Origin of the sequence: Burkholderia sp. BCC0419 (genome assembly GCF_902830285.1) — a bacterium.
Lineage (GTDB): Bacteria > Pseudomonadota > Gammaproteobacteria > Burkholderiales > Burkholderiaceae > Burkholderia.
The window spans coordinates 299,848-324,137 of sequence record NZ_CADESR010000002.1; the positions used below are offsets into that span (position 1 = coordinate 299,848).

The following is a 24,290-nucleotide window of genomic DNA, read 5'->3' on the forward strand; positions in this document are numbered from 1 at the left end:
CGACCAAGGTGGTCCGGCGCCGCGCTCGCATCCGCGTGTCGCCGACGCTGGCCGTGTACCGGATCGATCGCAATACCGGGCATCTCGACGCGATCGGCAAGTATCCGGTCGGCAAGGGTGCGAACCGGGTCGAGATCGTCACGTACGACGGGACGAACTGATTCGGTGTGTGGCGCGAAGGCCGGCATCGATCGCGGGCCGCTCGTCGCAGCCGCACGAGCGACGCGAACGCTCACCTAACCCTGCGGCGCGTCCGGCTCGGCGTCGTCGTGCGATGCATCATCGCCCGATCGATCGTCGCGCCAGTGCGCAAGCTCGCGCCACAGCGCCGGGCGCGCATGATCGCGCGGCGGCAGCTGGATCACGTATGCGACGCCGCGCACGTTCACCACGACGCCCGAGTCGGGCAACGTGCCCGGGATGCCGGAAAACGAACGATCGTCGGGGTCCGGTTCGGCCATGGCGTCCGGGCCGGGCGGGTGTCGAAACATCATGCGAAATCTCCGTGGCGCCGCGAATCGGCGCGTCAGTAGCGAACCCGCCCGATAAGGCCGAGCGGATCGATCGCGTGCTGCACGGCCGCGGCGACCTGCCGTTGCGCGGCCGGCACGTGCTTGCGGTAGTACGCGATATTGACTGGCCCGACGCCATGCTCCGCGCTGAAGCAGCCGCCTGCTTGCACGACGCGGTCGTACAGCGCGCCGCGCAGTGCCATCTGCTGCAGCGGCCCGTAGCGTTGCGCCTCGGTAGGCGGAATCGACACGACGAGATGGCAGCCGCCGTCGCCGAAATGGCCGAACGCATGACAGCGCAGGGCCGGATGCGCGGCCGCGAGCCATTGCTCGGCGTCGGCGACGAAGCCGGCCAGCGCGCCGCGCGGGAACGACACGTCGAACGACAGCGGCAGGCCGTCCTGCGCGACCGCGGCCGGCAGCGCATCGCGAATCCGCCAGAACCGTTCGGCCGGCGCGCACGCCGCGTCGAGCACCCCGTGTTCTTGCGCGAGCGCGTCGAGCGTCGCGACGGCGCGTTCCTCGAGCAGCGCATCGAGCCCCGGCATGCCGGTCGCGATCTCGACGAGTGCGTAGCATGCGGCAGCGTCGGCCTCGAACGGCACGCGCAACGCCGGAAACGCCGCGGCGACGCAACCGACCGCCGCCGCCGACATGAATTCGAACGCCGACAGCATCTCGCCGAATGCGCGCTCGAACGCGAGCAGGCCGGCGAGCGCCGCGTCGTACGACGCGAACGCGACGAACGCTGCACACGACGACCGTTCGAGCGGCGCGAGCGCGAACGACACGGCCGTCACGAGCCCGTTCGCGCCATTCGCGCCGATGAAGCATTGCGTGACGTCGAAGCCCGCGTTGCGCTTGCGCAGCGGCGCGAGCGCGTCGATCACGGTGCCGGCTTGGTCTGCCAGCACGACTTCGACGCCGAGCACGTGACGGCGCACGTCGCCATACTTGATCAGGCGGCTGCCGCCCGCGTTCGCGCCGACGAGGCCGCCGGCCGCCGGATCGCTGCCGAGATCGATCGGCACGCAGAGCCCGGCTTCGCCCGCCACGCGATTGAGGTCGGACAGCCGCACGCCGGCGTCGACCGTGATGCTGCGATTGGCCGGATCGAACGCGCGAACGGCGCGCATCCGCTCGAACGACACCACGCATTGCGTGCCGCTGCGATCGGGCACGGCCGCGCCGACGAGCCCGGTGCGCGCGCCCTGGGCGACGAGCGCGATCCGGTGCGCGACGGCGACGCGCACGAGCGTGAGCACGTCGGCGGTCGATGCCGGCCGCGCGACGCCGAGCGGCACGCCGCCGTACCGCGCGACGTCGGTCGCATACGGCTCGCATGCCGCGCCGTCGAGCCAGCCGTCGCCCAGTGCCGCGGCGAGCGCGTGCCGTTGCGCGGCGTGTGCTGCGTGTGCGGGCAGCGCGTTCATCGTCAACTGGCCCGCGCGAGCTGCTTGCGCAGCCGGCCGCGCACGACGACCAGCGCGATCAGCGGCACGACGCCGCCCCACAGCGGGCTGTGGCGCATCGCGATCGACACCGCGAGCGCGATGACGGTGACGGCGAGCAGCACGAGCGACAGCGAACGCGCCCGAGCGTGATCGACGAACGGGCCGTCGACGAAGCCGCCGTCCGACCACGCGGTATGCACGATGCCGACCACCAGCACGCAGACGAGCATCGCGGCCGGCCCGAGTTCCTCGCCCCACAGACGGCTACCTGTCGGCGAGACGAGCGCGAGCACCGCGCCGATCACGAGGAACAGGTCGACGCCGATCGCGATGCTGTTGCGCTCCGCGCGGCGCATCAGCCACGCGCCGTGCACGAGCGCGAGCACGCCGCCGATCAGGAACGCGTGGGTCCAGCGCAGGTCCGGCTGCTCGGGGCCGAGCCGGCCGTAGAACAGGAATACGATCGCCGGCAGGAAGTTGCTCGCGTGCAGCAGGTAGTCGGTTATGGGATTGCTCGCTTTCATCGGTTTTTCTCCATCGTCGAAACAGCGGGCGCGACGCGTCATGCGTCGTGCCAGCGGAACAGCCGCGCGGCGGCGAACAGGAACAGCGCGGTGCACACGGTCATGCCGAGCAGTTGCGGCGCGAGCTGCGCGTACGGCGCGCCGTCGACCAGCGCGCCGCGCAGCGCGACGGCGAACTGGTTGGTCGGCAGGAACGCGAGCCCGGCCTTCAGCCACGCGGGCGCGTCGTGCATCGGGATCGTCAGGTCGCTGAAGAACAGCAGCGGGTAGTAGGTGACGTTGCATGCGAGTTCGGCGGCCGCGAGCGACCGGGTGCGGCTGGCCAGCAGCACGCCGATGCTCAGCACCATCGCCGCGCCGAGCAGCACGATCGGCAACGCGCGCAGCCCGTCCGGCGTCGCGATCGGCAGCGCGATGCCGAACGCGACGCGCGCGACCGTCAGCAGCACGAGCGCGGACAGCGCCATCATCGCCATCCGCGCGACGATCAGCGCGGCGAGGAACACGCCGCGCGAGACCGGGAAGCACACGTACAGCTTGAACGTATTGCGTTCGCGCAGCGCGGCGATCGCGGTGGTCGTCGAGTTCAGCCCGATCGCCATGAACGCCATCACCAGGATGCCGGTCGCGAAGAACGCGCCATAGTCGAACGGCCGGCGCGTCGGCGCGGCATTCTCGAAGCGCGCCTGCGCGGCCGGCAGCCCGAGCCGCTGCGCGGCGCAGCGCGCGAGCGCGATCTCGACGACGCGCGACGCGGCCTTGACCGCGAGCGAGCCGTTGAAGTCGTAGCGGATCGTCGCTGGCGTGCGCTCGTCGGCGCCGAGCACGACGGTCACGCGCTCGGCCGGCGCGGCGCGCCCGCCGAAGGTCGCCTTCACCGTGTCGCTGTGCGACAGGCTGGCGACGATCTGCGCTTCGCATGCGCGGCTGTACGGCGTCGCGCCGCCTGGCGCGTCGAACGCGATGTCGGCCGTGCCGAGCGAGCCCGAGCCGCCGAACGCGAACAGCATCACGCTCAGCAGGAACACCGGGAACACGAGCGTCCAGAACAGCGACGAGCGGCTGCGCAGATAGCCGAGCAGCTCGTTGCGCACGAGGATCAGGAATACCTTAGTCATGGGTCGGGCCCTCGGTGCACAGGCGCAGCAGGTCGCCCGGCGTGCTCGGCGCGAGCGCGAGATGCTGGATGCCGCGTTCGCCGACGATCCGGTGCACGTTCGGATGCAGCGTCGCATCGCCGAACGCCTCGACCACGTGCGCGGCCGACACGCGCACGCCGGTCACGCCGGGCAGCGCCGCGAGCCGCTTGCGCAGCGCGCGCGCATCGGCTTCGTCGCGGCAATGCAGGACCGCGCGCGCCTCGCCGACGAGTTCGGCGCGCAGCGTGTCCTGGTCGCCCTGGTAGCGCACGCCGCCGTCGCGTACCCACACGAGATCGTCGACCACGCTCAGTTCTTCCTCGGAATGGCAGATCATCGCGACGCTCGTGCCGCTTGCGCGATGGCGCAGCAGGTCGATCACGACGCCCGCATAGCGGCGGTCGAGCCCCGTGAACGGCTCGTCGAGCACGGCCAGCTCGGGCCGGTGCGCGAGCGCGACGTAGAGGTCCACGCGCTGGCGCTGCCCCTTCGACAGCGCGCGGCACGGCTTGTCGAGCAGTTCGGCGATGCCGAGCGCATCGGTGATCGCCGCATCGGTGTGCGCGTACATCGCGCGGTGCAGCGCGACGATCTCCGAGACGCGCAGGTGATCGGGATACTCGACCTTCTGCAATTGCGCGCCGATCCGCTGCAGCGACCGCGAATCGCGCATGAAGCGTTCGGCCGGCACGTCGAGCACGCGCACGTCGCTGCCGCCGCGCCGGAAGCCGAGCAGCGTTTCGAGCAGCGTGGTCTTGCCGGAGCCGTTCGGCCCGACGATCGCGGTGATCGCGCCGAGCCGGAACCGCACGTGGCGCGCGGAGAAGCGGAAATCGCCGGCCGTGACGTCGATCGCGCGCGCACCGAGCGCCGCGCCCGGCGCATGCGCATCGGGCAGCGGCGGCGTGCCCGCGCGCTGCGGCCGGTCGAACGCGGCGGGCGGGCCGAACATCGCGCGCACGGACGCAAGAAACGAAACGCTCATCGTCGGCATCCTCAGTCGAACAGCATGACTTGCGTGTCGCGCGCGCCCCGGTACGGGTTGCGGCCGTGCGCGACCAGCATGTTGTCGACGACGAGCACGTCGCCGGCCTGCCACGGGAATGCGAATTCCTCGTCGTCGAGCGCGTCGTAGATCGCCACCAGATCGTCGAACGGCATCGGCGAACCATCGCCGTAGCGGATCTCGTACGGGAACGCGGCGCGCGCGCCGTACATGCGCTGCAGGTACCGATAGCTGAGCTCGCCCATCGAGCGCGGGTTCGGGTGCTGCGCGCTCGCCTGGTTGAACCACACCGTCTCGCCGGTGCGCGGATGCGTGCGCAGCGCGCTGCCGACGTGCGACACGGTCACGCTGCCGTCGTCGAGCCAGCGGCAGCCGACGCCGCGTTCCGCACACAGCCGCTCGACCTCGTCGCGCGCCGTCGTGCCGAATGCGTCGTCCCAAGGCCGGTGGTATGCGGCGAACGGCAGGTTCGGGTTCGCGGCGAGGCCGCCCGCGCGGTCGCCCGGCGCCGCGAAATTGCGCAGGTACATCACGCCGCGTGCGGCGAACCGCTCGCGCAGCGCGGCCGGCACGCGCGCGGTCACGCGCCGCATGTCGCAGATCGGCGTCTCGCCGCCCGCGTCGGCCGGCTGCCGGCAGTAGAACGCGACGAGGCGCGGGAACGCGGGCATGTAGGCCATCTCCTGATGCAGCCCGATCCTGAACGGCGGCGGCATGCGGGTCGACTCGTAGACCTGGCCGTCGATCTGCCGGCGCGGTGCGGCGCCGGCCGTATAGCCGTTCGCGTGCGCCGGATACAGCGCGCCGAGGCGGCCGAACGCGGCGGTGTCGGGCACCGCGAAGCCGCGCCACAGCAGCGCGCCGCATGCGTCGAGCAGCGTGTCGATCGTGTCGAGCCGCGAGCGGTACCACGCGACGAACATCTCCGGCGAGCTCGCGAGTTCGGCGCTGCGCGGCGTCACGCACAGCGGCAGCGTCGCGCCGGGCGCGACCGCCGTGCAGTGCACGTCGTCGGCGCCGAGCCGCGCGGCGGCATGGGCGGCGAGGAAGGCGAGATCGGTCATCGCTCAGGCCAGCGCCGGTTTCTTCAGCAGGATTTCGAAGCCGAGCGCGCCGAGCCCGGCGCTGGGGCTGTAGATCGATGCAACCTGGGTCAGACCGGCTGCGGCCACCAGCGCATGCGCTTCGTCGAGCGTGATCTTTTCCTCGACGTGGGTCGGCGGATAGTCGGCGGCCGCGCGCAACTCGGTGAAGCGGTCGAGCAGGTGCTGCGGCGCGTCGCGGCGCATGTCGTGCACGAGCGCGATGCCGCCCGGCTCCAGCACGCGATACATCTCGGTCAGGCTGAGCGCCTTGTCGGGCAGGTGGTGCAGCGTCGCGCGGCCGACCGCCATCGTCAGCGTGCCGTCGTCGAACGGCAGCGCGAGCGCGTCGCCGACGCGCATCTCGATGGTGTCGTCGAGCCCGAGCTCGTGGATGCGCGGGCGGCCTTCGTCGAGCATCGCCGGATCGAGGTCGATGCCGACGTAGCGCCAGCCGCGCATCGCCGGATCGGTCGCGAGCCGCACCGGCACGACGCCGGTGGCCGTGCCGATGTCGGCGATCGTGCCGGGCGTCATCCCGCGCGCCAGCTGGCGAATGCGACTGATGAACAGCAGGTCCCACGGTTCGAGCGTTTCGGTGGCGAAGCGATCGTAGTCGTTCGCCGGGCGCAGGTTCTTGAGCAGCATGACGTTCCTTGTGCGAAAGGGTGAGGGTTCACAGCCAGCCGACCGGCACGGCGGCCAGCAGCCGTCGCGCGGTCGCGCTGTTGACGCCGAACGCGGGGCGGCGGCGTCGTTCCACTGCATGCGCGGCCATCGCCGCGATGCGCGCGCCGAGCCCAACGCCGACGCCCCACGACGGCGCGGCGACACCGAGTTCGAGCAGCGTCGCGGCGGTCAGGAAATCGATGTTCGGCCGCAGCGCGCGGCGCGCGTCGGCTTGGGCGCAGCACGCGTCGAACAGCGTCACGTATCCGCCGTCGAAGCCGCATGCCGCGAACCGGCCGCGCAGGTGCGGCGGACGCGGATCGGCGACGAACAGCGGATGGCCGAAGCCGTACAGCGTGCGCTTCGCGTCGAGCGCCGCATCGATCGCCGCGCGCCCGGCCGCGTCGAGCGCGGCCGGCGATGCGCCGGCGCCGCCCGGCACCGAGCGTGCGAGCGCCGCGAGCCACTGCATTGCTTCGAGCGCCGCGCCGACGTGCGACGGGCCGCTCGCGAGGAAGCCGGATGCGATTGCCTGCGTCAGCGTGACGCCGGTGCCGATCGCGACGCGCGGCGCGAGCACGGTCGGCGTGATGTAGCCGAAGCCGGCGTGCCAGGCGACGAGCAGCATGTCCATTGCGGCTTGCGCTGGCGCGTCGTGGCGCGTCGCGCCGGTCAGCACGAGCATGCGTTGTGCTTGCGTTTGCGCTGCATCGAGCGCCGTGCTGCCGTTGGCGCTCGTGCCGGCCGCGAACGGCCGGCCCTCGTTCGCCGCGTGCAGCAGGAACGGCGCGGCCGCCGCGCACAGCAGCATCGTGTCGAGATCGGCGTCGTCCGGCGCCGGGCCGCGCACGCGTGCGGTCACGTCGTCGAGGCCGCGCAGCAGGCCGGATGCGGCCGCGAACACCGGCGCGACGCCCGCCGCGCCGAGATCGGCTGCGACCGACTGCGCGACCGAGCCCGGCGCCAGCGCGTCGGCGAACGCCGCGAGCCGCGCACCGAGCGTCGCCTCGTGCGCGCGATGGTCGGCGCTGCCGGGCGCGACGTCGAACCACAGGTGCGCGAGCGCGCCTTCGAACGTCGTCGCGCCGATCAGCGCGTTCAGGTCGAGATCGCGCACGCGTAGCGCTTCGGGGTCGAGCGTCGCGCCGTCGATGTCGGTGCCGCGATGGCGCGTCGCCGGGCGGCCGAGCAGGTTGCGCGGCGCATCGGCGGTCGTGGTGGCGGGGATGCCGGAATCGAGTGTCGTGTCCATGTCATTCCGCCGCGGCGAGTTCGTCGCTGCTGACGCTGATCGCCGCGTGCGCCATCGCGGCGATCACGGCCGCGTGCTGGTCGACGACGGGCAGCACGTTCGCGAAGTAGTAGCGCGCGCTTTTCAGCTTGCCGCGATAGAACGCCAGCTCGGCCGGCGCGTCGGCCGTTTCCGGCGCGTCGAGCCGGCGCGCGGCGATCGTCGCCGATTCGAGCAGCACCCACGCCGACGTGACCACGCCGAACATCTCCAGGAAGCGCGTGTAGAACTGGCTGCTGCGATGCGTGTGGCCGTCCTGCACGTCGCGCGCGATGTCGTCGAGCGCGGCGGCGATGCGGTCGGCGCCCGCGCGCAGCGCATCGAACAGCGGCCGCAGCTCCGCGTGCGTGCCGGCGTGATGCTGATGGGCGAGGAACGCGTCGAGTTCGTCACGGTAATACTGGATTAGCCGCGAATGGCGGCCGAAGCCGAGCTTGTCGCGCACGAGATCCTGCGCCTGGATGTAGTTCGTGCCTTCCCAGATCGACAGGATCTTCACGTCGCGCGCGTTTTGCTCGACGGGGCTCGCGTCGGTATAGCCGAGCCCGCCGTGTACCTGGATCGCCGTCTCGCAGATGCGCCACGCCTGGTCGGAGATGAACGCCTTGCAGATCGGGGTCAGCAGCAGTTGCAGCTTGCGATGGCGCTCGATCTCGGCCGGGTCGGCGTCGGGCGTCGCTTCGAGCATCGCCGCGCGCGTCGCGGTCGCCGCGAGCTTGCCGAGCAGGCCGCGGCAGCCGTCGACGCGGCTTTTCATGTCGACCAGCATGCGCTGCACGTCCGCGTGCTCGACGATCGCGACGCGCGCGGCGTTGGTGTTCGACGCGCGCTCGATCGGCCGGCCCTGCAACCGGCGGCCCGCATACTCGACCGCATGCAGGTACGCGCTCGACGCGACGCCGACGCCGAACATCCCGGTGCTCATCCGCGCCTGGTTCATCAGCGGCATCAGTTGCAGCAGGCCGACGTTGCGCCGGCCGCCGAGCAGCCAGCCTCTGGTCGTGCCGTTCGCGCCGAACACGAGATGCGTGTTCGCGCAGCCCTTCAGCCCCATCTTGCGCGGCAGGCCGATGCAGTCGACATGGTTCGGCTGCAGCTCGCCGGTTGCCTCGTCGGGCCAGAAGCGCGGCACGACGAGGCACGACAGCGAGAACGAATCCGGCGACGCGGTATCGATGCGGCCGAGCACGAAATAGAGCGTGTTTTCCGTCAGTTCGTGCATGCCGGCCGAGATATAGACCTTCTCGCCGTCGATCGCGTAGACGTCGCGTTCGAGCGGCGTCGCGCGCAGCGCGACCGCGGTGAGGTCGGTGCCGGCCTGCGGCTCGGTCGCGCAGAAGCACGCGTCCCAGCGGTACGCTTCGAGCGGTGCGATCAGCGCTTTCTGGTGCGGCGTGCCGTGCATCTGCAGCAGCTTGATCGCGGGGCGCGTGAAGCCGCCATAGGTCATGAACGACGGATTCGCGCCCATGAACATCTCGTAGATCATCTGCGTGACGATCGGCGGCAGCCCGTGCGCGGTGCCGAACAGCGTGTTCGACCATTCGTCGCGAAAGCGCGCCCACAGCGCGTGGAAATGCGAAGGAATCCGTACCTGGCCGTCGTCGAGCAGCGTGCAGCCCTCGATGTCCGCTTGTTGATAGCTGCGGCCGAGGTCGAGCGCAAAATCGCGTGCGCGTTCGAGCAGCGCATCGACCGACGCGCGATCGTGCGTGCTGTACGGCCCGTGTTCGAGAAAGTGCCGGTCGGCCTCGAACAGTTCCCACAAAAAGAAGCGCAGCTCGCGCAGGCTTACCTTGTACGCGCTCATCATGCGTCTCCTTCGATATCGAGCGCGGCGTCGAGGCCGCCGGCCAGGTCGACGACGGCGGCCGCGGCCGCGCCGTGCAGCGCCGCATCCCACACGAGCACCGTGCGGCGTTCGCCTTCGTCCAGTGCGCCCGCGAGCCGGATCAGCGCGGCGGCCGATTCGGCCGACGACAGATGGCCCGACCCGTCGTGCTGGATGCGCGCGGCGACCGGAATCGATGCGGCGTCGGCCACGCGCGCCGCGAAGCCGGGATCGAAGCCGGGCGGCACGCACCAGTCGATCTGGTTCGGGCGCAGGTTGGCCTGCTCGAGCGCGCGGCGGATCGCGCGGGCGGCGACCGGCGCGAGCGTGTCGCGCAGCGTGGCCGGCGCATCGGCCCACGGATCCGTGATCGACGGCCCGAATTCGAGCGCGACGGACCGTACGCCGCCCCACGCGGCTGGTTCCGGCGCGGGGCCTGCGCGCGACACGAGCAGCGCGGCGGCCGCGTCGCCGTAGCCGACCAGGTCGCCGAACTGGCGGAAGAATGGGTACAGCCACTTGTCGCTGAGGATCACGAGCGCCTGGTCGCCCTCGTCGAGCAGCCCGTCGAGCAGCATCAGCGCCGAATACCAGCCGAGCGTGCCGTTCTGGCCGAGCGCGAACGGCGTCACGCGTTGCAGCCCGAGTTCGTACTGCATGCGGCCGACGACCGAGTCGCCGATGCCTTCGTTGAGTGCGCAACTTGCGACGATCACATGCGTCGTGCGGGCCAGCGCGCCGGAGCCCAGCTGGTCGCGCAGATCGAGCGCCGCATCGGCGGCCAGATCGGCGAGGCTGCGCCCGGGCGGCGCGACGCGCAGCGCGGGCCGGCCGCCCGGCGCGAGGCGCGTGCCTTCGTCGGGCGTCAGCGCACCCATGCCGCGCGGCCGCGCAAAGCGCGCCTGCGGCAGCAGCAGGTGCCGGTAGCCGGGATGGCGCTCCTGCGCCTGGATCGCGCTGAACACGACGGCCGGCGGCAGCACCACGACGCCGCCCAACAACGCGAGCGTGCCGGGCGCGGCGACGCGGGGCGCGCCGACACAGGTTTCATCGAGCATCGGCAGGGTCATGCTGCGGTCTCCTCGAGGTTCGGGCGCGCGAACGCGTCGCGATACTGCGCTTTCAGCGCCGGTCGGTCGATCTTGCCGTTCGGGTTGCGCGGCAACGCCGGCAGCGGCTCGACGACGAGCGGGTTCATGTAGGTGGGCAATGCGTCGCGACAGGCGCGGGCGATGTCGGCGCGGCACGCGTCGGCGTCGAGCGTCGACACGACGCACGCGGCGATCGCCTCGCCGAGCGCCGGGTGCGGGACACTGAACACCGCGGCCTCGCGGATGTGCGGCAACGCGAACAGCACGTCCTCGACCTCGGTCGGGCTCACGCGATAGCCGGACGTCTTGATCATGTCGTCGCCGCGCGCGACGAAATACAGGTAGCCGTCCGCATCGCGCCGCACGATGTCGCCGGACCACACGGCGACGTCCGGGCGCGGGATCTCGCCGTGCCGGCGCGGCAGCGGACGAAAGCGCTGCGCGGTCAGCTCGGGCCGGTTCCAGTAGCCGAGCGTGACGAACGCGCCGCGATGCACGAGTTCGCCGGGCTCGTCGGCCGCGCATTCGCTGCCGTCCGCGCGCAGCACGAGGATCTCCGCGTTCGGCACGGCCTTGCCGATCGACGTCGGGCGCAGCGCCGCGTCGGCCGGCGCCAGGTAGGTCGAGCGGAATGCCTCGGTCAGCCCGTACATCAGGTACGGCGAAGCGTGCATGAACAGCGCCTGCAGACGGTGCAGCAGCGGCGTCGCGAGATGCCCGCCGGTATTCGCGAAGCGGCGGATCCGCGTGCGCGCGGCGTCGCTCCAGCCGGCCGACGCGAGCTGCATCCACAGCGGCGGCACGCCGGTGATCGACGTGACGCCGAACGCGTCGCAATGACGCGGCACTTCGGCCGGCTGGAGGAAGTCGAGCGGCGTGTAGCACGCGCCGGACGCGAGCGCGGTCGTGAGCTGGCTCAGGCCCGCATCGAAGCTGAGCGGCAGCACGCCGAGCACGACGTCGTCGGCAGCGAGCCCCTGATACGCGGCGACGCTGAACGCACCCGACACCAGGTTGCGCTGCGACACGACGACGCCTTTCGGCTTGCCGGTCGAGCCCGACGTGTAGAGCAGCGCGGCCGGATCGTCGTCGACCGGGCGGCCGGCGGGGGCCGCTGCCGATGCCGGCGAGTCGGTGCCGGTTGCTTCGATCGCATCGGCCAGTGCCTCGATCAGCATCACGCGTTCGCCGACGAGCGCGGCGAGCGCCGGCAGGCGCTTGAGCCGCTGCGCGCCGGTCACGAACAGTGCGGCGCCGCTGTCGGCGACGATGTGTTCGATCTGCGCTTCCTTCAACTGCGGATTGACCGGCACGAAGATCGCGCCGAGTGCGTTGGCCGCGAGCATCGCGACCACGGTTTCGATGCGCTTCGGCGCGTAGATCGCGACGCGTTCGCCGGGCTGCACGCCGCGCGACGCGAGTGCGGCGGCGGCGCGCCGGACCGCGCGGGCGAGCTGGTCGTAAGTCAGTGTGCCGCCGCCGTCGGCATACGCCGGATGATGTGGCCAGCGCTCGGCGCCGTATTCGAGCAGGTCGGCGACGCTGATCAATGCATTCATGATCGGCTCCTCTGGTTCAGGCAGGCCGCACGTACACGTGCGCGGCTTCGTGGGACAGGAAATGCGCCATCGAGTACGTGCGGTGATATGCGCCGCAGCGCGCGAACACCGCGATGTCGCCGACCTGCGGCGGCGCGCCCGTGTCGTCGCGGCCGATCACGTCCGCGCGGCTGCAGGTACTGCCGACGTAGAGCGTCGGCACGCCGCGCGGCGGTGGCGCGGGCGCGCGTCGCACGAGCGACGGCGCGGCCAGGCGGCGCATCACCGATTCGGTCTGCGCGAGCAGGAACGCATGCGACAGGCCGCCGTCGCAGACGGCGATCGTGCGGTCCTGCCACGTCTTTACCGCGACGACGCGCGTCGCGAACACGCCCGCATCGGCGAAGATCGCGCGGCCGGATTCGTGGGCGAGCGAATACTGGCCGGCCAGCGGCGCGAGCGCGGCCGCGTAGCGTTCGAACGCGGCGTCGCCCGGATGATCGTCGGCAAAACCGCCGCCGAGGCTCAGCGAGCCGAGCGGCGCGCCGTTGGCCGGCGCGAGATCGCGCGCCAGCGCCGCGAGCAATTCGGGCAACACGAGCGTGTCGGGCTGCGTCGGGTCCTGGCGGATGAACGAATGCGGGCCGGAGAACACGTGCAGCCCGGCCACGGGCAGGCCGGCGGCCGCGAGCGTGCGCACCGCGTCGTGCGCCTCGTTCGGCGTCATCCCGAAGTGGTCGTGCCACAGCGCCCGCGCCTGTTCACCGGCCAGCGCGCCGGCGTTCACGCGCAGCAGCACGGCGCCGGGCGTGCCGCCGCCGGCCGCCGCTTCGCGCGCGAGCGGCACGAACCGCGCGACCGCGTCCGGGTTGTCGAGCACGAAATGGCAGCGCGACGCGAGCCCCGCGCGCATGAACATCTCGTCCATCGACGGATTGTTCAGGTAGCGCGCCGTCTTGATCCGGCCGATCACCGCGTCGAGTTCGCCGCGGCTCGCGAGTTCGACGCCGTCCTCGTACGCATGCGCGCAGCGCGCGAGTAGGTCCTGGTTCGGGTTCGCCTTCAGCGACACGATCAGCCGCGTGCCGAGCCGCGCCTTCAGCGACCGGTAGCGGGCGATCGCGACATCCGGCTCGTACACGTAGCACGGCGTGCGCAGGTCGGCGATCCATGCGTAATCGCCGGCGGGCGGAAGCGGGTGCTCAGGCGTCATGGCGGCCCACCGGATGGAGCGTGGCGGCCGCATACGCGCCGCAGTTCGACTGCATCACGCCGAGCACGCGCCGGCCGTGCGCGACCGCATCGAGCCCGACGTCGGCCAGGTTGATCGGGAAATCCGAACAGCACGCGTGGCCGCGCGCATGGATGTTTTCCGCATAGAGCCGCTCGGCCGGCACGCGCATCGCGCGGCACAGCGCGTTCCAGCCGGGCAGGTCGGCGTTGTGCGGCAGCACGAGGTCGTACGCGTCGAGCGCATGCGGCTCGAGCGCGACGGCCGCGTCGATCGCACGGCGCGTGTACGGCCACTCCATCATGATCAGGTCGGCCTCGTTCGCGGCGACGGTGTCCGAGCCGCGATGCCATTTCGCGTGCGTCTCGATCGCGATGCCGCCGAGCCGGTTCTTCGTGCTGTTGCGCGCGATCAGCATCGCGGCCGCGCCGTCGCACTGCACGCCCGTCATCTGCCGCATCCGGTAATCCTCGCCGTACACGCGGTCGGACGACACGACGAGCGCCGCGTCGAGCTGCGGATGGCGGCGCATCAGCGCGCGCACGGTTTCGATGCCGGCCGCGACCGACACGCAGTTCAGTTGCGCGACGGAGCCGAGCCACAACGGCTCGATGCCGAACTGCGCGGCCACTTCATGCGGCAGGCTGCGCGGCGCCGGCGGCACGCTGAACTGCTGCGTGTGCACGTGCACGATCGCGCCGACGTCGGACGGATGCACGCGTGCGGTGTCGAGCAGCCGGCCGACCGCCGCGATCGCGAGATCGGTCTCGCTCGTGTCGAGCGCCATATGGAAATAGCGGCTGCCCGATTGCGCGATCGCGGCCGCCCGCTGCGCCGGATAGTCGCGTTCGGCGGCCCAGGCCTCGATATCGACGGGCAGGCCCGGCAGCTCGTAGGCCACCGCGTCGATGCCGATCCAGAAGCCGGCGTCGCGGGATGCGTGGGAGGAGGGCATCGTCATGTCAGTTGAGCGGCATCGCCGCATAGTCGAGGACGTCGAGCTTTTCGAAGGTCGCCTGCACAGTCGGGGTGAGCAGGCCCATCTCGCGGATTGTCGGCACGAGGCGCCGGAAGATCGAGCGGCGGATCGAGCTCGACACCGGCGATTCGCGCACCATCGCGCTGCATTCGCGCTTCGACAGCCCCATCGGTTCCCAGATGTCGTCCGCGCACAGGTGCTCGTACAGCACGGCCGCGCCTTCGCAGACGAATTCCTCGCGCTCGCGCAGCTCGTGCGCACTCATCTCCGCGTACACGCGGCACAGCGTGATCCGGCCGACCGCGAAGTGACGCGCTTCGTCGCGCTGGATCCGCACGAACAGGTCCTTGATGAACGGATCGGTACTGTATGCGACGACGCTCTGGAAGATCGACAGCGCGATGCCCTCGACCAGCACCTGCATCCCGAGGTTCGTCATGTCGAGTGCGCTGCTCGTGATCGTGTCGTGCAGCAGCCCCTTCAGCGAGCGGCTCATCGGGTAGCTGACGTCGAGCTTCTCGTTGACGAGCTTCGCGTACGCCTCGACGTGGCGCGCTTCGTCCATCATCTGCGCGGCCGCGCACAGCCGCGCGCTCAGGCCGTTTTCGGCCGACGCGAGCTTCGACGCGCAGATCAGCGCGGCCTGCTCGCCGTGCAGGATCTGCGACAGCAGCCAGCCCTGCGCGTGATGGCGCACCTCGCGCTTGTCGGCGTCGGCGAGCTTGCCCCACAGCTCGGTGCCGTAGATCAAGAGCGTCGGGTCGGGCATGCCGAGCGGATTCGCCGGGTCGAGATCGTGGCTCCAGTCGACGTCGGTCGCGACATCCCACTGCGCGGCCTTCGCCTTCTCGTACAGCCGGTTCAGCGCCTCTTCGCGCAGCGCGTAGTCGTTCGACATCAGCGCGTCGACGGGCATCGACCAGCGAATATCGGCCGTGTCCTGCATCACGGTAAGCGTGTCATTCATGTGAGGGTCTCCCCGGCCGCGCGGCGGCGCCGGAATGATGGGCGGAATCGGTGAACGGGGCGGCCGCGCGCGACGCGCCCGGGTGCGGTTCGAGGCGGATCGCATAGGCTGGCCACGCGCCGCGCAGTTGCACGTCGAATGCATCGGCGAGCCGCGCGGGCCAGATCGCGCAGCACACGCGGTTGTCGCCGGCGAATTCCGCATCGCGCAGGATGCGGTCGCCGATCCAGACGACCGGTGCGCCGCGCGCGGCGTCGCGCAATGCTTCGTCGTACAGGTGCACGCCGAGCAGCACGTGCGGCGCGAGCAGTTCGGCGGGCAGCGCGCCGAAATACGGTGCGCACACTTCGATGAACAGGCGGGCGTCCGGATGTACGGCGTCGCGAATCCGCGCGGTGACTTCCGCGAGGAATGCGAAATACTGAACGTGGTCGAGCAGCACGCGGCGTTCGCCGCCGGCCATGTCGCCCGCGTCGCCTGCGTCGTACGCATCGCCGGCCGCTTCCGCGAGCGCGGCGCGCGCATAGTCGGCCGGCGTGTCGAGCGGCGTCCGGTACGCACTCGCCGCGACCGCGACCGGCTGCCGCGCATCGCGCGTGATCCGGTAGGTGAAGTGAACGGGTCGCACCATGTCACGCCTCGCCGTCGAGAGAGAACGTCGCGTCCGGCGCGAACGCGACGTCGGCGATCGCGTAATAGCCGTTCAGCGCGAGCGAGCAGACGGCCGCGCGGCGCGGCGTGTCGCCGTCGCGGTGTGCGAGCAGCACCGACAGCCACGGGTCGCTGCCGAACGCATGTCCGAACACGCCGTGGCCGTCCGGCAGCAGCGGTGTCTTGCCGACCGACGCGAGCAGCGCGCGGCGCGACGTGGCCGGAAAGAACGGCAGCGCCGCGTGCAGCCCGGGGCGGGCCGCGCAGAACGTGCGGATGTCGCGGCCGAGCCGCACGACCGCGCTGGCCGGCGGCGCGGCATCGGCGATCACCGATTGCGCCGGTTCGCGGCCGACGTCGACGAGCAGCGTGCACACGCCGAAGCCCGAGCGCCCCCAGGCGGGATTGCCGTGCCAGTACGTATAGCCGTGCACGTCGATGTCGACGATCTGCAGCAGCAGCGTGCGCGGCCCGGTCTCGGCCGCGGTCGCGAGCGCGCGGCGCAGCACGTAGCCCCAGCCCGCGCATTCGTACGAGCAGGTCATCCAGTCGGGCGTGTAGTCGTTCGCACCGGCGAGCGCCTGCGCGAACACGCGATGCTGCGGCGAGTCGTTCATCAGCAGCATCGACAGGATCGTCGAGCTGACCACGTAGTCGTCCGCGCCGATCGCACCGCACAGCCGCTCGCGTTCGGCGCACGCGAGCGTGCCGATCGCGCGGGCCGTGTCGTCGAGCGGCACGGCCGCGCCGTCGCGCGACGGCGCGACGCGCCGGTACGCGAGCGCCTGCACGGTCAGCGCGGTCGCCGGGGCCGGCTGGACGGCGGCGGCCGCCACGGGGGCAAGGGGCGCGAGCATCGCCGTATCAGGCCGCGTGCTGCTGGCGGCGCAGTTGCGCGTCGAGCTGCTGCAGCGTCGTGTATTGCGTGATGTTCAGCGCTTCCGGATCGATCGAACCGTAAAGCTGTTCGCAGAACACGATCAGCTCGACGATGTTCAGCGAATCGATGCCGAGTTCGCCGATGCCGGCGTCCGTGTCGACGGTTTCGACGTTGAGGATCTTCGCGACTTCGCGGGACAGGATGTCGAGCGCGTCGGCCGGAACGTTCTGGGTCGTCATGAGAGGAGCTCCTGGAGTTGAGTGGGTTTGATCGGGATCGATCGGCCTGTCGCGTGGGTCAACTGCCGGCTTCGCAGCGCAGGCTCTTGCGAAGCTCGTGATAACAACGGTACGAACTGCCTTCCATCTTCGAAAACGCGAGCAGGTCGCGCTGGTCGTCGAACAGCGGCACCTTGCCGTCGCGGACGAGCGCGGTCAGGAACTCGTTCGACAGCAGCTTGATCGCGAGCACGCGCTGCACCTTGCCGAAGCTGTAGTGCGCGTCGTCGGTCTGGCTGCGCGCGGCGTCCGCGATGAAGCGGTGCACGGCGCGCGCATCGGCATCGAGCTCGACGCGGCCGGTCCGTTCGAGCCAGCCGACGTGCGCCATCAGCGCGCGGACGAAGTACGGCCGCACGACGGTCAGGTATTTGTTGAACACGGTGGGGCCGCCGATCCGCAGGCGATCCTCGGCGGCGACGCGCACCTGGCCGCCGACGTTCGCGAGCTGCAGGTTGCCCGCGAGGAACGGCGCGCCGCAGGTCGCGCGCTTGAGCTTCCGGTATTCGTCCGGCCACACGAGATACGCGGCCGGGAACATCACGCCGGGCAAGCGCGCCGCGACGACGGCCATGCAGTCGCGGTGCGCCTCGATGCCCCACACCTTGTCGACGGTGAGCGCGAGCCCGCTGTCGTCGCTGCGGACGACCGTGCGCCATGCGGCCAGCGTCGGGCCGCCGCCATCGCTCATCAGGAACGCGAAGTTGTGGCCGGCGTCGATGCACTCGCAGGCGCGGCGGTTCTGGTCGTCCGAGAAGAACAGCCCGAACATGATGCGGATGAACGCGCGCATGAACGGCTTGAACAGGTGATGAAACCCTTCGCCGCCGATCTGCTCGAGCAGCGCTTCGGTGAGCGGCGCCTCGTCGTGCCGCAGCGGGGTCGACGCGGACGCGTCGGGCAGCACGTCCGGCGTGGACGCGCGCAGCGCGATCACCATCTCGCTGTCGAGCAGCCGCACGGTGGCGGCTTCGACGAGCCGGGCCGCCGCGCGCGGCGGCGTGCCGATCGCGTCGAGATGGCGCAGCACCGGATACGCGGCCTGGTCGGCCACGCGCAGCAGCAGCGGCGGCGCGGGCGGCGTGGCGGTCGAAGCGGGAACGGAAAGCGTGGACATGGCAGGATTCCTGTCAGAAACGCACGCGCACGGCGGCGTCGATACGGGTGCCGAGACCGACCATCCGGTACTCGGAATTGCTGTCGGAGAATGCGTGGGTGAGCGCGACATCGACGCTCACGCGCTTGTTCACGTCGGCGACGACCTGCGCGATCGCGAGCAGGCCCTTGTCCTGCGGCGAATAGACGCCGCGCAGCGAATACTCGACGCGGCCGATTTTCTTGCCGAGCCGCGCGAACAGGTAGTCGCGCAGGCTGCCGTCGACGCTCACGAAATTGGCCGTGCCGCCGAGCCCGGCCAGCGCGGCGCCGGGCGCGACGGGCAGCAGCGCGTTGTTCGCCTGCACCGCGCCGACCATCCGGCGCCACTGGCTCGCGTCGTAACGCGCTTCGTCGTGCGACCACTCGACGATCAGCGACAGGTTGCCGGGCAGCGCGCTCTGCGTGCCGACCGCGCTGCGCCACATGTATTGGCGATCGTTGCGGCGATCCACGGCGTCGTAGGCGGCCGCCGAATCGAGCGGCGTGCCGTTCGCGATGAAGGCCGGCAGCGGCCGCGTCGTGCCGCGCTCGAGCCACGCGCTCGCATAGACGGTGTTCGAGCGCGCGACGTCGAACGACAGCGTCGCGCCGGCGCCGCCGCGGCCCGCGTGACGGCCGGCGAGCAGCGCGGCCGAGCCGCCCGACCAGTTGTATGCGCCGCGCACGAGCTGCGTCGCGCCCTGCACGTCGCGGTTGTCGACGTCGTTGCGCAGCGTGCGGTTCTCGCCGGCGATGAACTGCAGCGTGGTCTGCTCGCCGGCCCATTTCGCTTCGACGAGCGGCGTGCCTTCGACGTCGCCGTAGCGATCGTAGATGTCGGCCGTCGCGGCCCGTTTCTGGAAGAAGCCGAGCGGGAAGAACGCCTGCGACGTGTCGAGCGTATCGATCCGCTTGCCGGCCGTCAGCGTGATCCCGTTGTCGAACGCGTAGCGCACGCCGGCTTCGTTGAAGCGGCTCGCCTGCGCGCCGAGCGAATGGTTGCTGGCGACGACGCGCGCGTTCACGAACAGGTTCTCGCCGTCGATGCGCGCGAGCAGGCCGGCTTCCTGCTGATTGCGCGGCGAGTCGCCGATCAGGCGGCCGAGCAGCGCGCGGCCGTCCATGCTGTCGACGGAGCGCGCGTAGCCGATACCGTTGAGCGTGCCGAGCTGGTCCATCAGCGATTCTCCATGCGCGAGCGGGCAGCCGAGCGCGAGCGGGATCGCGAGCGCGACACCGGGCCACGCGCGGCGGGCGCTGCTTGCGCGGCCGGACGATGAACGGGGGCGGTCACGATGAGCATCGGCATCGGCGTCGTACTCACTGACCATCGGCGAGCGTGTCGGGATTGAACCAGCCCGACGGAATCTTGCGCGGCTGGCCGTCGAGGATGTCGACGACGCTCGCGCGCTGCTTCTCGACCTCGTTGCGATACGTGATCTTGCGGATCACCTTGCGGCCGTTCGCGTCGACCGGTGCCGAGAAATCGGCGCTGCGAAACAGCAGGCCGCTCGCGAGGAAGAACTGCGCGCGCACCGGCACGTCGGTATCGGGCGTGACCCACAGCTTGATCGTCGGGTAGACGTTGTCGGGGTCGGTTGCGGTCAGGTCGAGCTCGGTGGCCGGCTTGCCGGCGATCGGCGTCGTGCCGGGCGCGGCCGTCGCGCGATAGCTGTCCGCCCAGTGCGTGCGCGTGATGTCGCTGATCACGACTTCCCCTTGCAGCCGCTGCATCCCGTTGATGCGCACCGCGCTGCGCGTGTTCGGCACGTAGAACCAGTGCCCGCGCGTGGTCGCGAGGTACTTCTGGCCGTCGTTCTCGCCGCTGCGCGTGAGCGCGAGCGTGTCGCCGTTGCCGCGCGTGTAGACGAGATAGCGGGTCGCGTCGCCGGACTGTCCGCCGACCTCGTTGGTGATCTGGATGTTGGTCTGCGTATCGGCGGCCGTGCTGCGGTAAGCGTCGGCACGGGCGAGCATGGTCTGCGCCGTCGGCGTGTCGGCTGCCTGTGCGGCGAGCGGCGCGCACGCGACGAGCGTGGCGAACGCGGCGAACGTGAGGCGAATGCGATTCATGGGGCGAGTCCTTCGAGGATGTTGCGTTTCGCGAGCCCGAGCGTCGCGAGCAGCGCCGCGGCCACGCCGAGCACGACGAACGCGGCTTCGACGGCGGCCACGGCGACGGGCGACACGGTGAATTCGAGCAGGATCGGTTTCACGCGGCCGGGCGGCGCGGGTAGGTGGATCTGCGCGTGATTGAGCGCGACCATCGTCAGCAGCGCGAGCGCGATGCCGGCGGCCGCGCCGAGCAGGCCGAGCAGCGCGGTTTCCTGGATCAGCACGCCGCGCACCGTGGCGGCCGGCACGCCGAGCGCGCGCAGCGTCGAGATCTCGCGGCGCCGCTCGACGATGCTCATCAGGATCCAGTTGCTCATCGACAGCAGGATCGTCACGCAGAGGATCGCGCCGAATACCGAGAACTGGTTCTTGTACAGCGCGACGACCTGGTGATAGAGCGACACGAGCTGGTCCCAGGTGCGCACGTCGAGCGTCGGCAGCGCGGCGCGCAGCGTCGCGGCGGCGGCCGGCGTGCGCGCGGTATCCGACAGGAACACCGCGATGCGCGACGCGCGGTCGGTGCGCAGCAGCGCCTGCGCGGCCGTGAACGTCACGTTGACGATCCGCTCGTCGACGTCCTTGTTGCCGGTGCTCATCACGCCGACGATCTGCGCGTCGGTCGCGTTGATGCCGCCGTGCGCGGTCGACGCCATCAACTGCACGACCGAGCCGACGTGCACGCCGAGCTTGCGCGCGAGTTCGGCGCCGACGACGACTTCGGTGCCCGCATGCGTCGGCGACAGATAGCGGCCCGACAGCACCGTGTGATAGTCGAAGAAGCCGGGCGGCTCGCGGTTCGGCTCGATCCCTTCGCCGACGAAGCCGTAGCTCAGATCGCCGTTCGACACGAGCCCGTCGAAGTCGATGCCGCGCGCGGTCGTCGCGACGCCGGGCAGCGCGGCGATCGCGCGCGTCGCGACAGCCTGCTCGTCGGCGGTGAGCCCGTATTGCAGCGGCCGTTCGCCGATCAGGTCGAGATAGCCGTGATGCAGCACCTGCACATGGCCGACGCCGCTGTCGATCGACCCTTCGCGCACTGCGTCGAAGGTCGCGATCACGTAACCGAGCGCGAGGCTCGACGCGAACGCGGCGACGCCGATCATCGCCATCGTCAGCACGGTGCGGCGCCGGTTGCGCCAGAGGTTACGCCACGCAAACGTCGACCAGTTCACGATTCACTCCCGGTACGCCGTCGCGCATCTCGATGCGTCGCGGCAGGTGCGCGCACAGACGATCGTCGTGCGACGCAATCAGAAAGGCGGTGCCCAGCGTGCGGTTGGTGTCGAGGATCAGCTCGGCGACCGCCCGCGCGTTGGTACTGTCGAGGCTCGCGGTCGGCTCGTCCGCGATCACGATGGCCGGCTCCTTGGCGAGCGCGCGGGCCAGCGCGACGCGCTGCTGTTCGCCGCCGGACAGCTCGCCGGGGCGATGCCGTTCGCGCGCGGCGAGCCCCACCGCGTCGAGCATCGCGCGGGCGCGTTCGCGCCGCGTGCGCGGCGTGCCCCACGCGAAGCAGCCGAGCTCGACGTTCTCGAGCGCCGACATCACCGGAATCAGGTTGAATTGCTGGAATACGAAGCCGATGCGTTCGCGGCGAATCCGTTCGAGCGTGTCCGGCGCGTCGTCGATGCGGCGGCCTTCGAGCCAGCGTTCGCCGCTGCTCGGCACGTCGAGAAAACCGGCGAGGTTGAGCAGCGTGCTTTTGCCGCTGCCCGACGGGCCGACGAGCGCGACGACGTCGCGCGGGCCGATCGAGATCGTCGCGCCGCGCACCGCGACGACGCGGCCCGCACCCTCGTACACGCGCGAGACGTCGCGCAGTTCGAGCACCGGCGCAATCGACGCGGCCGTCATGCGAACGCTCCCTGGCCCGTTTCGACGGCGGCCGACGCGGGAATCACGGGCAACGCACCGTTTGCATAGAGATCGCGACACTTCAGGCGCTGCAGCTTGCCGCTCGTCGTGCGCGGCAGCGAGCCGGGCTCGACGAAACACAGATCCTGCGCGGCGAAGCCGATGCGCGATGCGAGCAGTTGCTGGCACTCGGTGCGCGTTTGCGGCGTCGCGTCGACGGGCCGCGCCTCGATTGCGACGACCAGCCGCTCGGTGCCGGTTTCGGGATCGGGCAGGCCGAACGCGATGCAGGTGCTCTTGCGCAGCGCGCTGTGCGACGCCAGCGCTTCCTCGATCTCGTGCGGGAAATAGTTGCTGCCGCGAATGATGATCACTTCCTTCTTGCGGCCGAGGATATGCAGCTGGCCGTCCGCGACGTAGCCGATATCGCCGGTGCGGAACCAGCCCTCGGCCGTCAGCGGCGCGGCGATCGTGCCGTCGTCGGGGTTCAGGTAGCCTAGCATCACCGACGAGCCGCGGATCGCGACTTCGCCGACCGCGCGGTTCGTCAGCGCGTGGTCGCCGTCGTCGAGGATGCGGAACGCCATCCCGTCGATCGGCGTGCCCATCGCGAGCACCGTTTCGGTCTCCGTATCATGTCCGTCGTTCGCGGCGGCCGGCTGCGCGTCGCGGCGCTCGATCAGCGCGCGCCGGTCGAGCGTATCGGCGATCACGTACGGCGCGCCGTCGACCGCGCCTTCGTGCCATGCACGGTGCATCGATACCGCGAGCGTCGACTCGGCCATCCCGTAGCACGGTTGCAGTGCCGACGCCGCCAGTCCGTACGGCGCAAACGTCGCGGCGAAATCGCGCAGCGTCGCGCCGTCGACGCGTTCGCCGCCGATGAAGATGTTGCGGCACGCGGACAGATCGACGCCGTCCATCGCGGCGGCATTGAAGCGGCGCACGCAGTAGCGCAGCGCGAAGGTCGGCACCGACGTCGTCGTCGCACGCGCCGACGCGATGCGCTTCAGCCAGCCGAGCGGATTCCGGATGAAGCTGTTCGGCTGCATCATCAGCAGCGGCGCGCGGTAATACAGATTCGACAGCAGCGTGAGCAGCCCCATGTCGTGATAGAGCGGCAGCCACGACGCGGTGCCGTCGCCGGCCGCGAGATCGAAGCGCACCGATCCGCCGATGCCGAGCACGTTCGCGATCACGTTCTCGTGGCTGAGCACCGCGGCCTTCGGATGCGACGTCGAACCCGACGTGAGCTGCACATGATGCGGATCGCGGCCGCTCTTCGAACTGATCGGTGCGCGCGCGCCGGCATCGGCGGCGCTCGACAGCGTCGCGAGATCGACCACGCGCGTGGAGGCCGCGGGAAACGCATCGTCGCGCCAGGCCGCGGCCTGCGCATCCGCGGCGATGACGATACGCGGCCGGTACAGCTCGCACGCGACGTCGATCACCTGCCGTCCGGCCGCTGCACGCCGGGCGGGAACGGGCACGGTGCAGGGCAGCGCGCCGCTCATCACGCAGGCCATCATCGCGGCCGCATGCTCGACCGATGCGGGCAGCGCGAGCATCACCAGATCGTTCTCGCGCACGCCGAGCTCGCGCAGCGCGCCGGCCTGGCGAAACACCTCTTCCGCGAAGCGCCGGTACGTGATGCCCGCCTCGTTGCCCGCGTCGTCGACGAACGTCATGCGATGCATGGCGCCCGCCACGTCTTCGAGCGATTCGATCAGGCGATGAATGGTCGATGCGCACTTCGTCACGAGGATTCTCCCCTTGAGGAACACGGCCGCTCGCGCCACGGTGCCGGCGGCGCCGTTCGTCGAGTGAGGTGGATTCTTGCCGGATCGATCGGCTGCGACAAACGGAATCTATGCAGGCTATGCATGAGCGGAGCGCATCCACGCGGGCCCGCGCAAATTCGTGATTCGCGTGAACGGACGCTAGGTGACTGGTCGGTCTCATTCGACCGGTCGTCTAGTTCACGATGTGGTTCGCTCATGCGCGTGCGTCATGCAATGCGTTCGGAAAATTCGTTTGTCCGAAACATCGACTCACAGAAGA

General features: G+C 70.6%; 23 protein-coding genes and 1 pseudogene. 1 reads left to right on the plus strand and 23 read right to left on the minus strand.

All coding sequences use genetic code 11. The features are described 5' to 3' along the window. Positions 1-38: 38 nt before the first annotated feature. Positions 39-161 (plus strand): annotated as a pseudogene (locus tag HWW87_RS14905) (lactonase family protein); the annotation flags it as partial. A gap of 75 nt (positions 162-236) precedes the next feature. Here HWW87_RS14905 and HWW87_RS14910 read toward each other — a convergent pair. From HWW87_RS14910 to HWW87_RS15020, 23 genes are read right to left on the minus strand one after another with little or no spacing between them, the layout of a single operon-like run. Continuing rightward, complete coding sequence (locus HWW87_RS14910) at positions 237-494, minus strand: hypothetical protein (protein ID WP_175820923.1); 258 nt, start codon at positions 492-494, stop codon at positions 237-239. 32 nt (positions 495-526) lie between these two features. Next, the gene (locus HWW87_RS14915; RefSeq protein WP_175820924.1) at positions 527-1,945 is read right to left on the minus strand and encodes an FAD-binding oxidoreductase; all 1,419 of its coding nucleotides are present in this window, start codon (positions 1,943-1,945) and stop codon (positions 527-529) included. A 2-nt stretch (positions 1,946-1,947) separates the two neighbouring features. Next, positions 1,948-2,490 (minus strand): permease, encoded by a 543-nt coding sequence (locus tag HWW87_RS14920; RefSeq protein ID WP_175820925.1) that lies wholly within the window; start codon positions 2,488-2,490, stop codon positions 1,948-1,950. 38 nt (positions 2,491-2,528) lie between these two features. Further along, positions 2,529-3,608: an ABC transporter permease gene (locus HWW87_RS14925; protein WP_175820926.1), complete on the minus strand. Its 1,080-nt coding sequence runs from the start codon at positions 3,606-3,608 to the stop codon at positions 2,529-2,531. Then, on the minus strand, positions 3,601-4,614 hold the full coding sequence (locus tag HWW87_RS14930) for an ABC transporter ATP-binding protein (RefSeq protein WP_175820927.1): 1,014 nt from the start codon (positions 4,612-4,614) through the stop codon (positions 3,601-3,603). The genes HWW87_RS14925 and HWW87_RS14930 overlap by 8 nt, the downstream gene beginning before the upstream one ends. An 11-nt stretch (positions 4,615-4,625) precedes the next feature. Next, entirely contained in the window at positions 4,626-5,699 is a 1,074-nt protein-coding gene (locus HWW87_RS14935; protein WP_175820928.1) for a TauD/TfdA family dioxygenase, read from the minus strand. A gap of 3 nt (positions 5,700-5,702) precedes the next feature. After that, positions 5,703-6,365, minus strand: coding sequence for a class I SAM-dependent methyltransferase (locus HWW87_RS14940; protein WP_175820929.1), 663 nt, complete (start codon positions 6,363-6,365; stop codon positions 5,703-5,705). Between the two features lie 28 nt (positions 6,366-6,393). Beyond that, positions 6,394-7,638, minus strand: a complete 1,245-nt coding sequence (locus tag HWW87_RS14945; RefSeq protein ID WP_175820930.1) for a citrate/2-methylcitrate synthase — start codon at positions 7,636-7,638, stop codon at positions 6,394-6,396. A 1-nt stretch (position 7,639) separates the two neighbouring features. Continuing rightward, positions 7,640-9,487: an acyl-CoA dehydrogenase gene (locus tag HWW87_RS14950; protein WP_175820931.1), complete on the minus strand. Its 1,848-nt coding sequence runs from the start codon at positions 9,485-9,487 to the stop codon at positions 7,640-7,642. Further along, positions 9,487-10,578 carry a hypothetical protein gene (locus HWW87_RS14955; RefSeq protein WP_175820932.1) on the minus strand — a complete coding sequence of 364 codons (1,092 nt, stop codon included), beginning with the start codon at positions 10,576-10,578 and terminating at the stop codon, positions 9,487-9,489. The genes HWW87_RS14950 and HWW87_RS14955 overlap by 1 nt, the downstream gene beginning before the upstream one ends. Continuing rightward, positions 10,575-12,158, minus strand: coding sequence for an acyl-CoA ligase (AMP-forming), exosortase A system-associated (locus HWW87_RS14960; protein ID WP_175820933.1), 1,584 nt, complete (start codon positions 12,156-12,158; stop codon positions 10,575-10,577). The genes HWW87_RS14955 and HWW87_RS14960 overlap by 4 nt, the downstream gene beginning before the upstream one ends. Before the next feature lie 16 nt (positions 12,159-12,174). Next, positions 12,175-13,350, minus strand: a complete 1,176-nt coding sequence (locus tag HWW87_RS14965; protein ID WP_175820934.1) for a PLP-dependent decarboxylase — start codon at positions 13,348-13,350, stop codon at positions 12,175-12,177. Further along, a complete protein-coding gene (locus tag HWW87_RS14970; protein ID WP_175820935.1) occupies positions 13,340-14,329 on the minus strand; it encodes a 3-oxoacyl-ACP synthase in 990 nt (329 codons plus the stop codon). Before HWW87_RS14970 ends, HWW87_RS14965 begins: the two co-directional genes overlap by 11 nt. Position 14,330: 1 nt before the next feature. Beyond that, positions 14,331-15,314, minus strand: coding sequence for a ferritin-like domain-containing protein (locus tag HWW87_RS14975; RefSeq protein ID WP_175820936.1), 984 nt, complete (start codon positions 15,312-15,314; stop codon positions 14,331-14,333). After that, on the minus strand, positions 15,307-15,945 hold the full coding sequence (locus HWW87_RS14980; protein WP_175820937.1) for a hypothetical protein: 639 nt from the start codon (positions 15,943-15,945) through the stop codon (positions 15,307-15,309). The genes HWW87_RS14975 and HWW87_RS14980 overlap by 8 nt, the downstream gene beginning before the upstream one ends. A 1-nt stretch (position 15,946) precedes the next feature. Then, positions 15,947-16,822 (minus strand): hypothetical protein, encoded by an 876-nt coding sequence (locus HWW87_RS14985; protein WP_175820938.1) that lies wholly within the window; start codon positions 16,820-16,822, stop codon positions 15,947-15,949. 7 nt (positions 16,823-16,829) lie between these two features. Further along, complete coding sequence (locus HWW87_RS14990) at positions 16,830-17,084, minus strand: acyl carrier protein (protein WP_011350104.1); 255 nt, start codon at positions 17,082-17,084, stop codon at positions 16,830-16,832. A 58-nt stretch (positions 17,085-17,142) separates the two neighbouring features. After that, positions 17,143-18,240 carry a hypothetical protein gene (locus HWW87_RS14995; protein WP_175820939.1) on the minus strand — a complete coding sequence of 366 codons (1,098 nt, stop codon included), beginning with the start codon at positions 18,238-18,240 and terminating at the stop codon, positions 17,143-17,145. 13 nt (positions 18,241-18,253) lie between these two features. Next, the gene (locus HWW87_RS15000) at positions 18,254-19,591 is read right to left on the minus strand and encodes a hypothetical protein (RefSeq protein ID WP_175820940.1); all 1,338 of its coding nucleotides are present in this window, start codon (positions 19,589-19,591) and stop codon (positions 18,254-18,256) included. Continuing rightward, positions 19,581-20,333 (minus strand): outer membrane lipoprotein-sorting protein, encoded by a 753-nt coding sequence (locus HWW87_RS15005; protein ID WP_175820941.1) that lies wholly within the window; start codon positions 20,331-20,333, stop codon positions 19,581-19,583. The genes HWW87_RS15000 and HWW87_RS15005 overlap by 11 nt, the downstream gene beginning before the upstream one ends. Beyond that, complete coding sequence (locus tag HWW87_RS15010; RefSeq protein ID WP_175820942.1) at positions 20,330-21,547, minus strand: ABC transporter permease; 1,218 nt, start codon at positions 21,545-21,547, stop codon at positions 20,330-20,332. The genes HWW87_RS15005 and HWW87_RS15010 overlap by 4 nt, the downstream gene beginning before the upstream one ends. Beyond that, entirely contained in the window at positions 21,519-22,229 is a 711-nt protein-coding gene (locus HWW87_RS15015) for an ABC transporter ATP-binding protein (protein WP_175820943.1), read from the minus strand. Before HWW87_RS15015 ends, HWW87_RS15010 begins: the two co-directional genes overlap by 29 nt. Beyond that, positions 22,226-23,989 (minus strand): fatty acyl-AMP ligase, encoded by a 1,764-nt coding sequence (locus tag HWW87_RS15020; RefSeq protein WP_244107227.1) that lies wholly within the window; start codon positions 23,987-23,989, stop codon positions 22,226-22,228. Before HWW87_RS15020 ends, HWW87_RS15015 begins: the two co-directional genes overlap by 4 nt. Between the last annotated feature and the right edge of the window lie 301 nt (positions 23,990-24,290).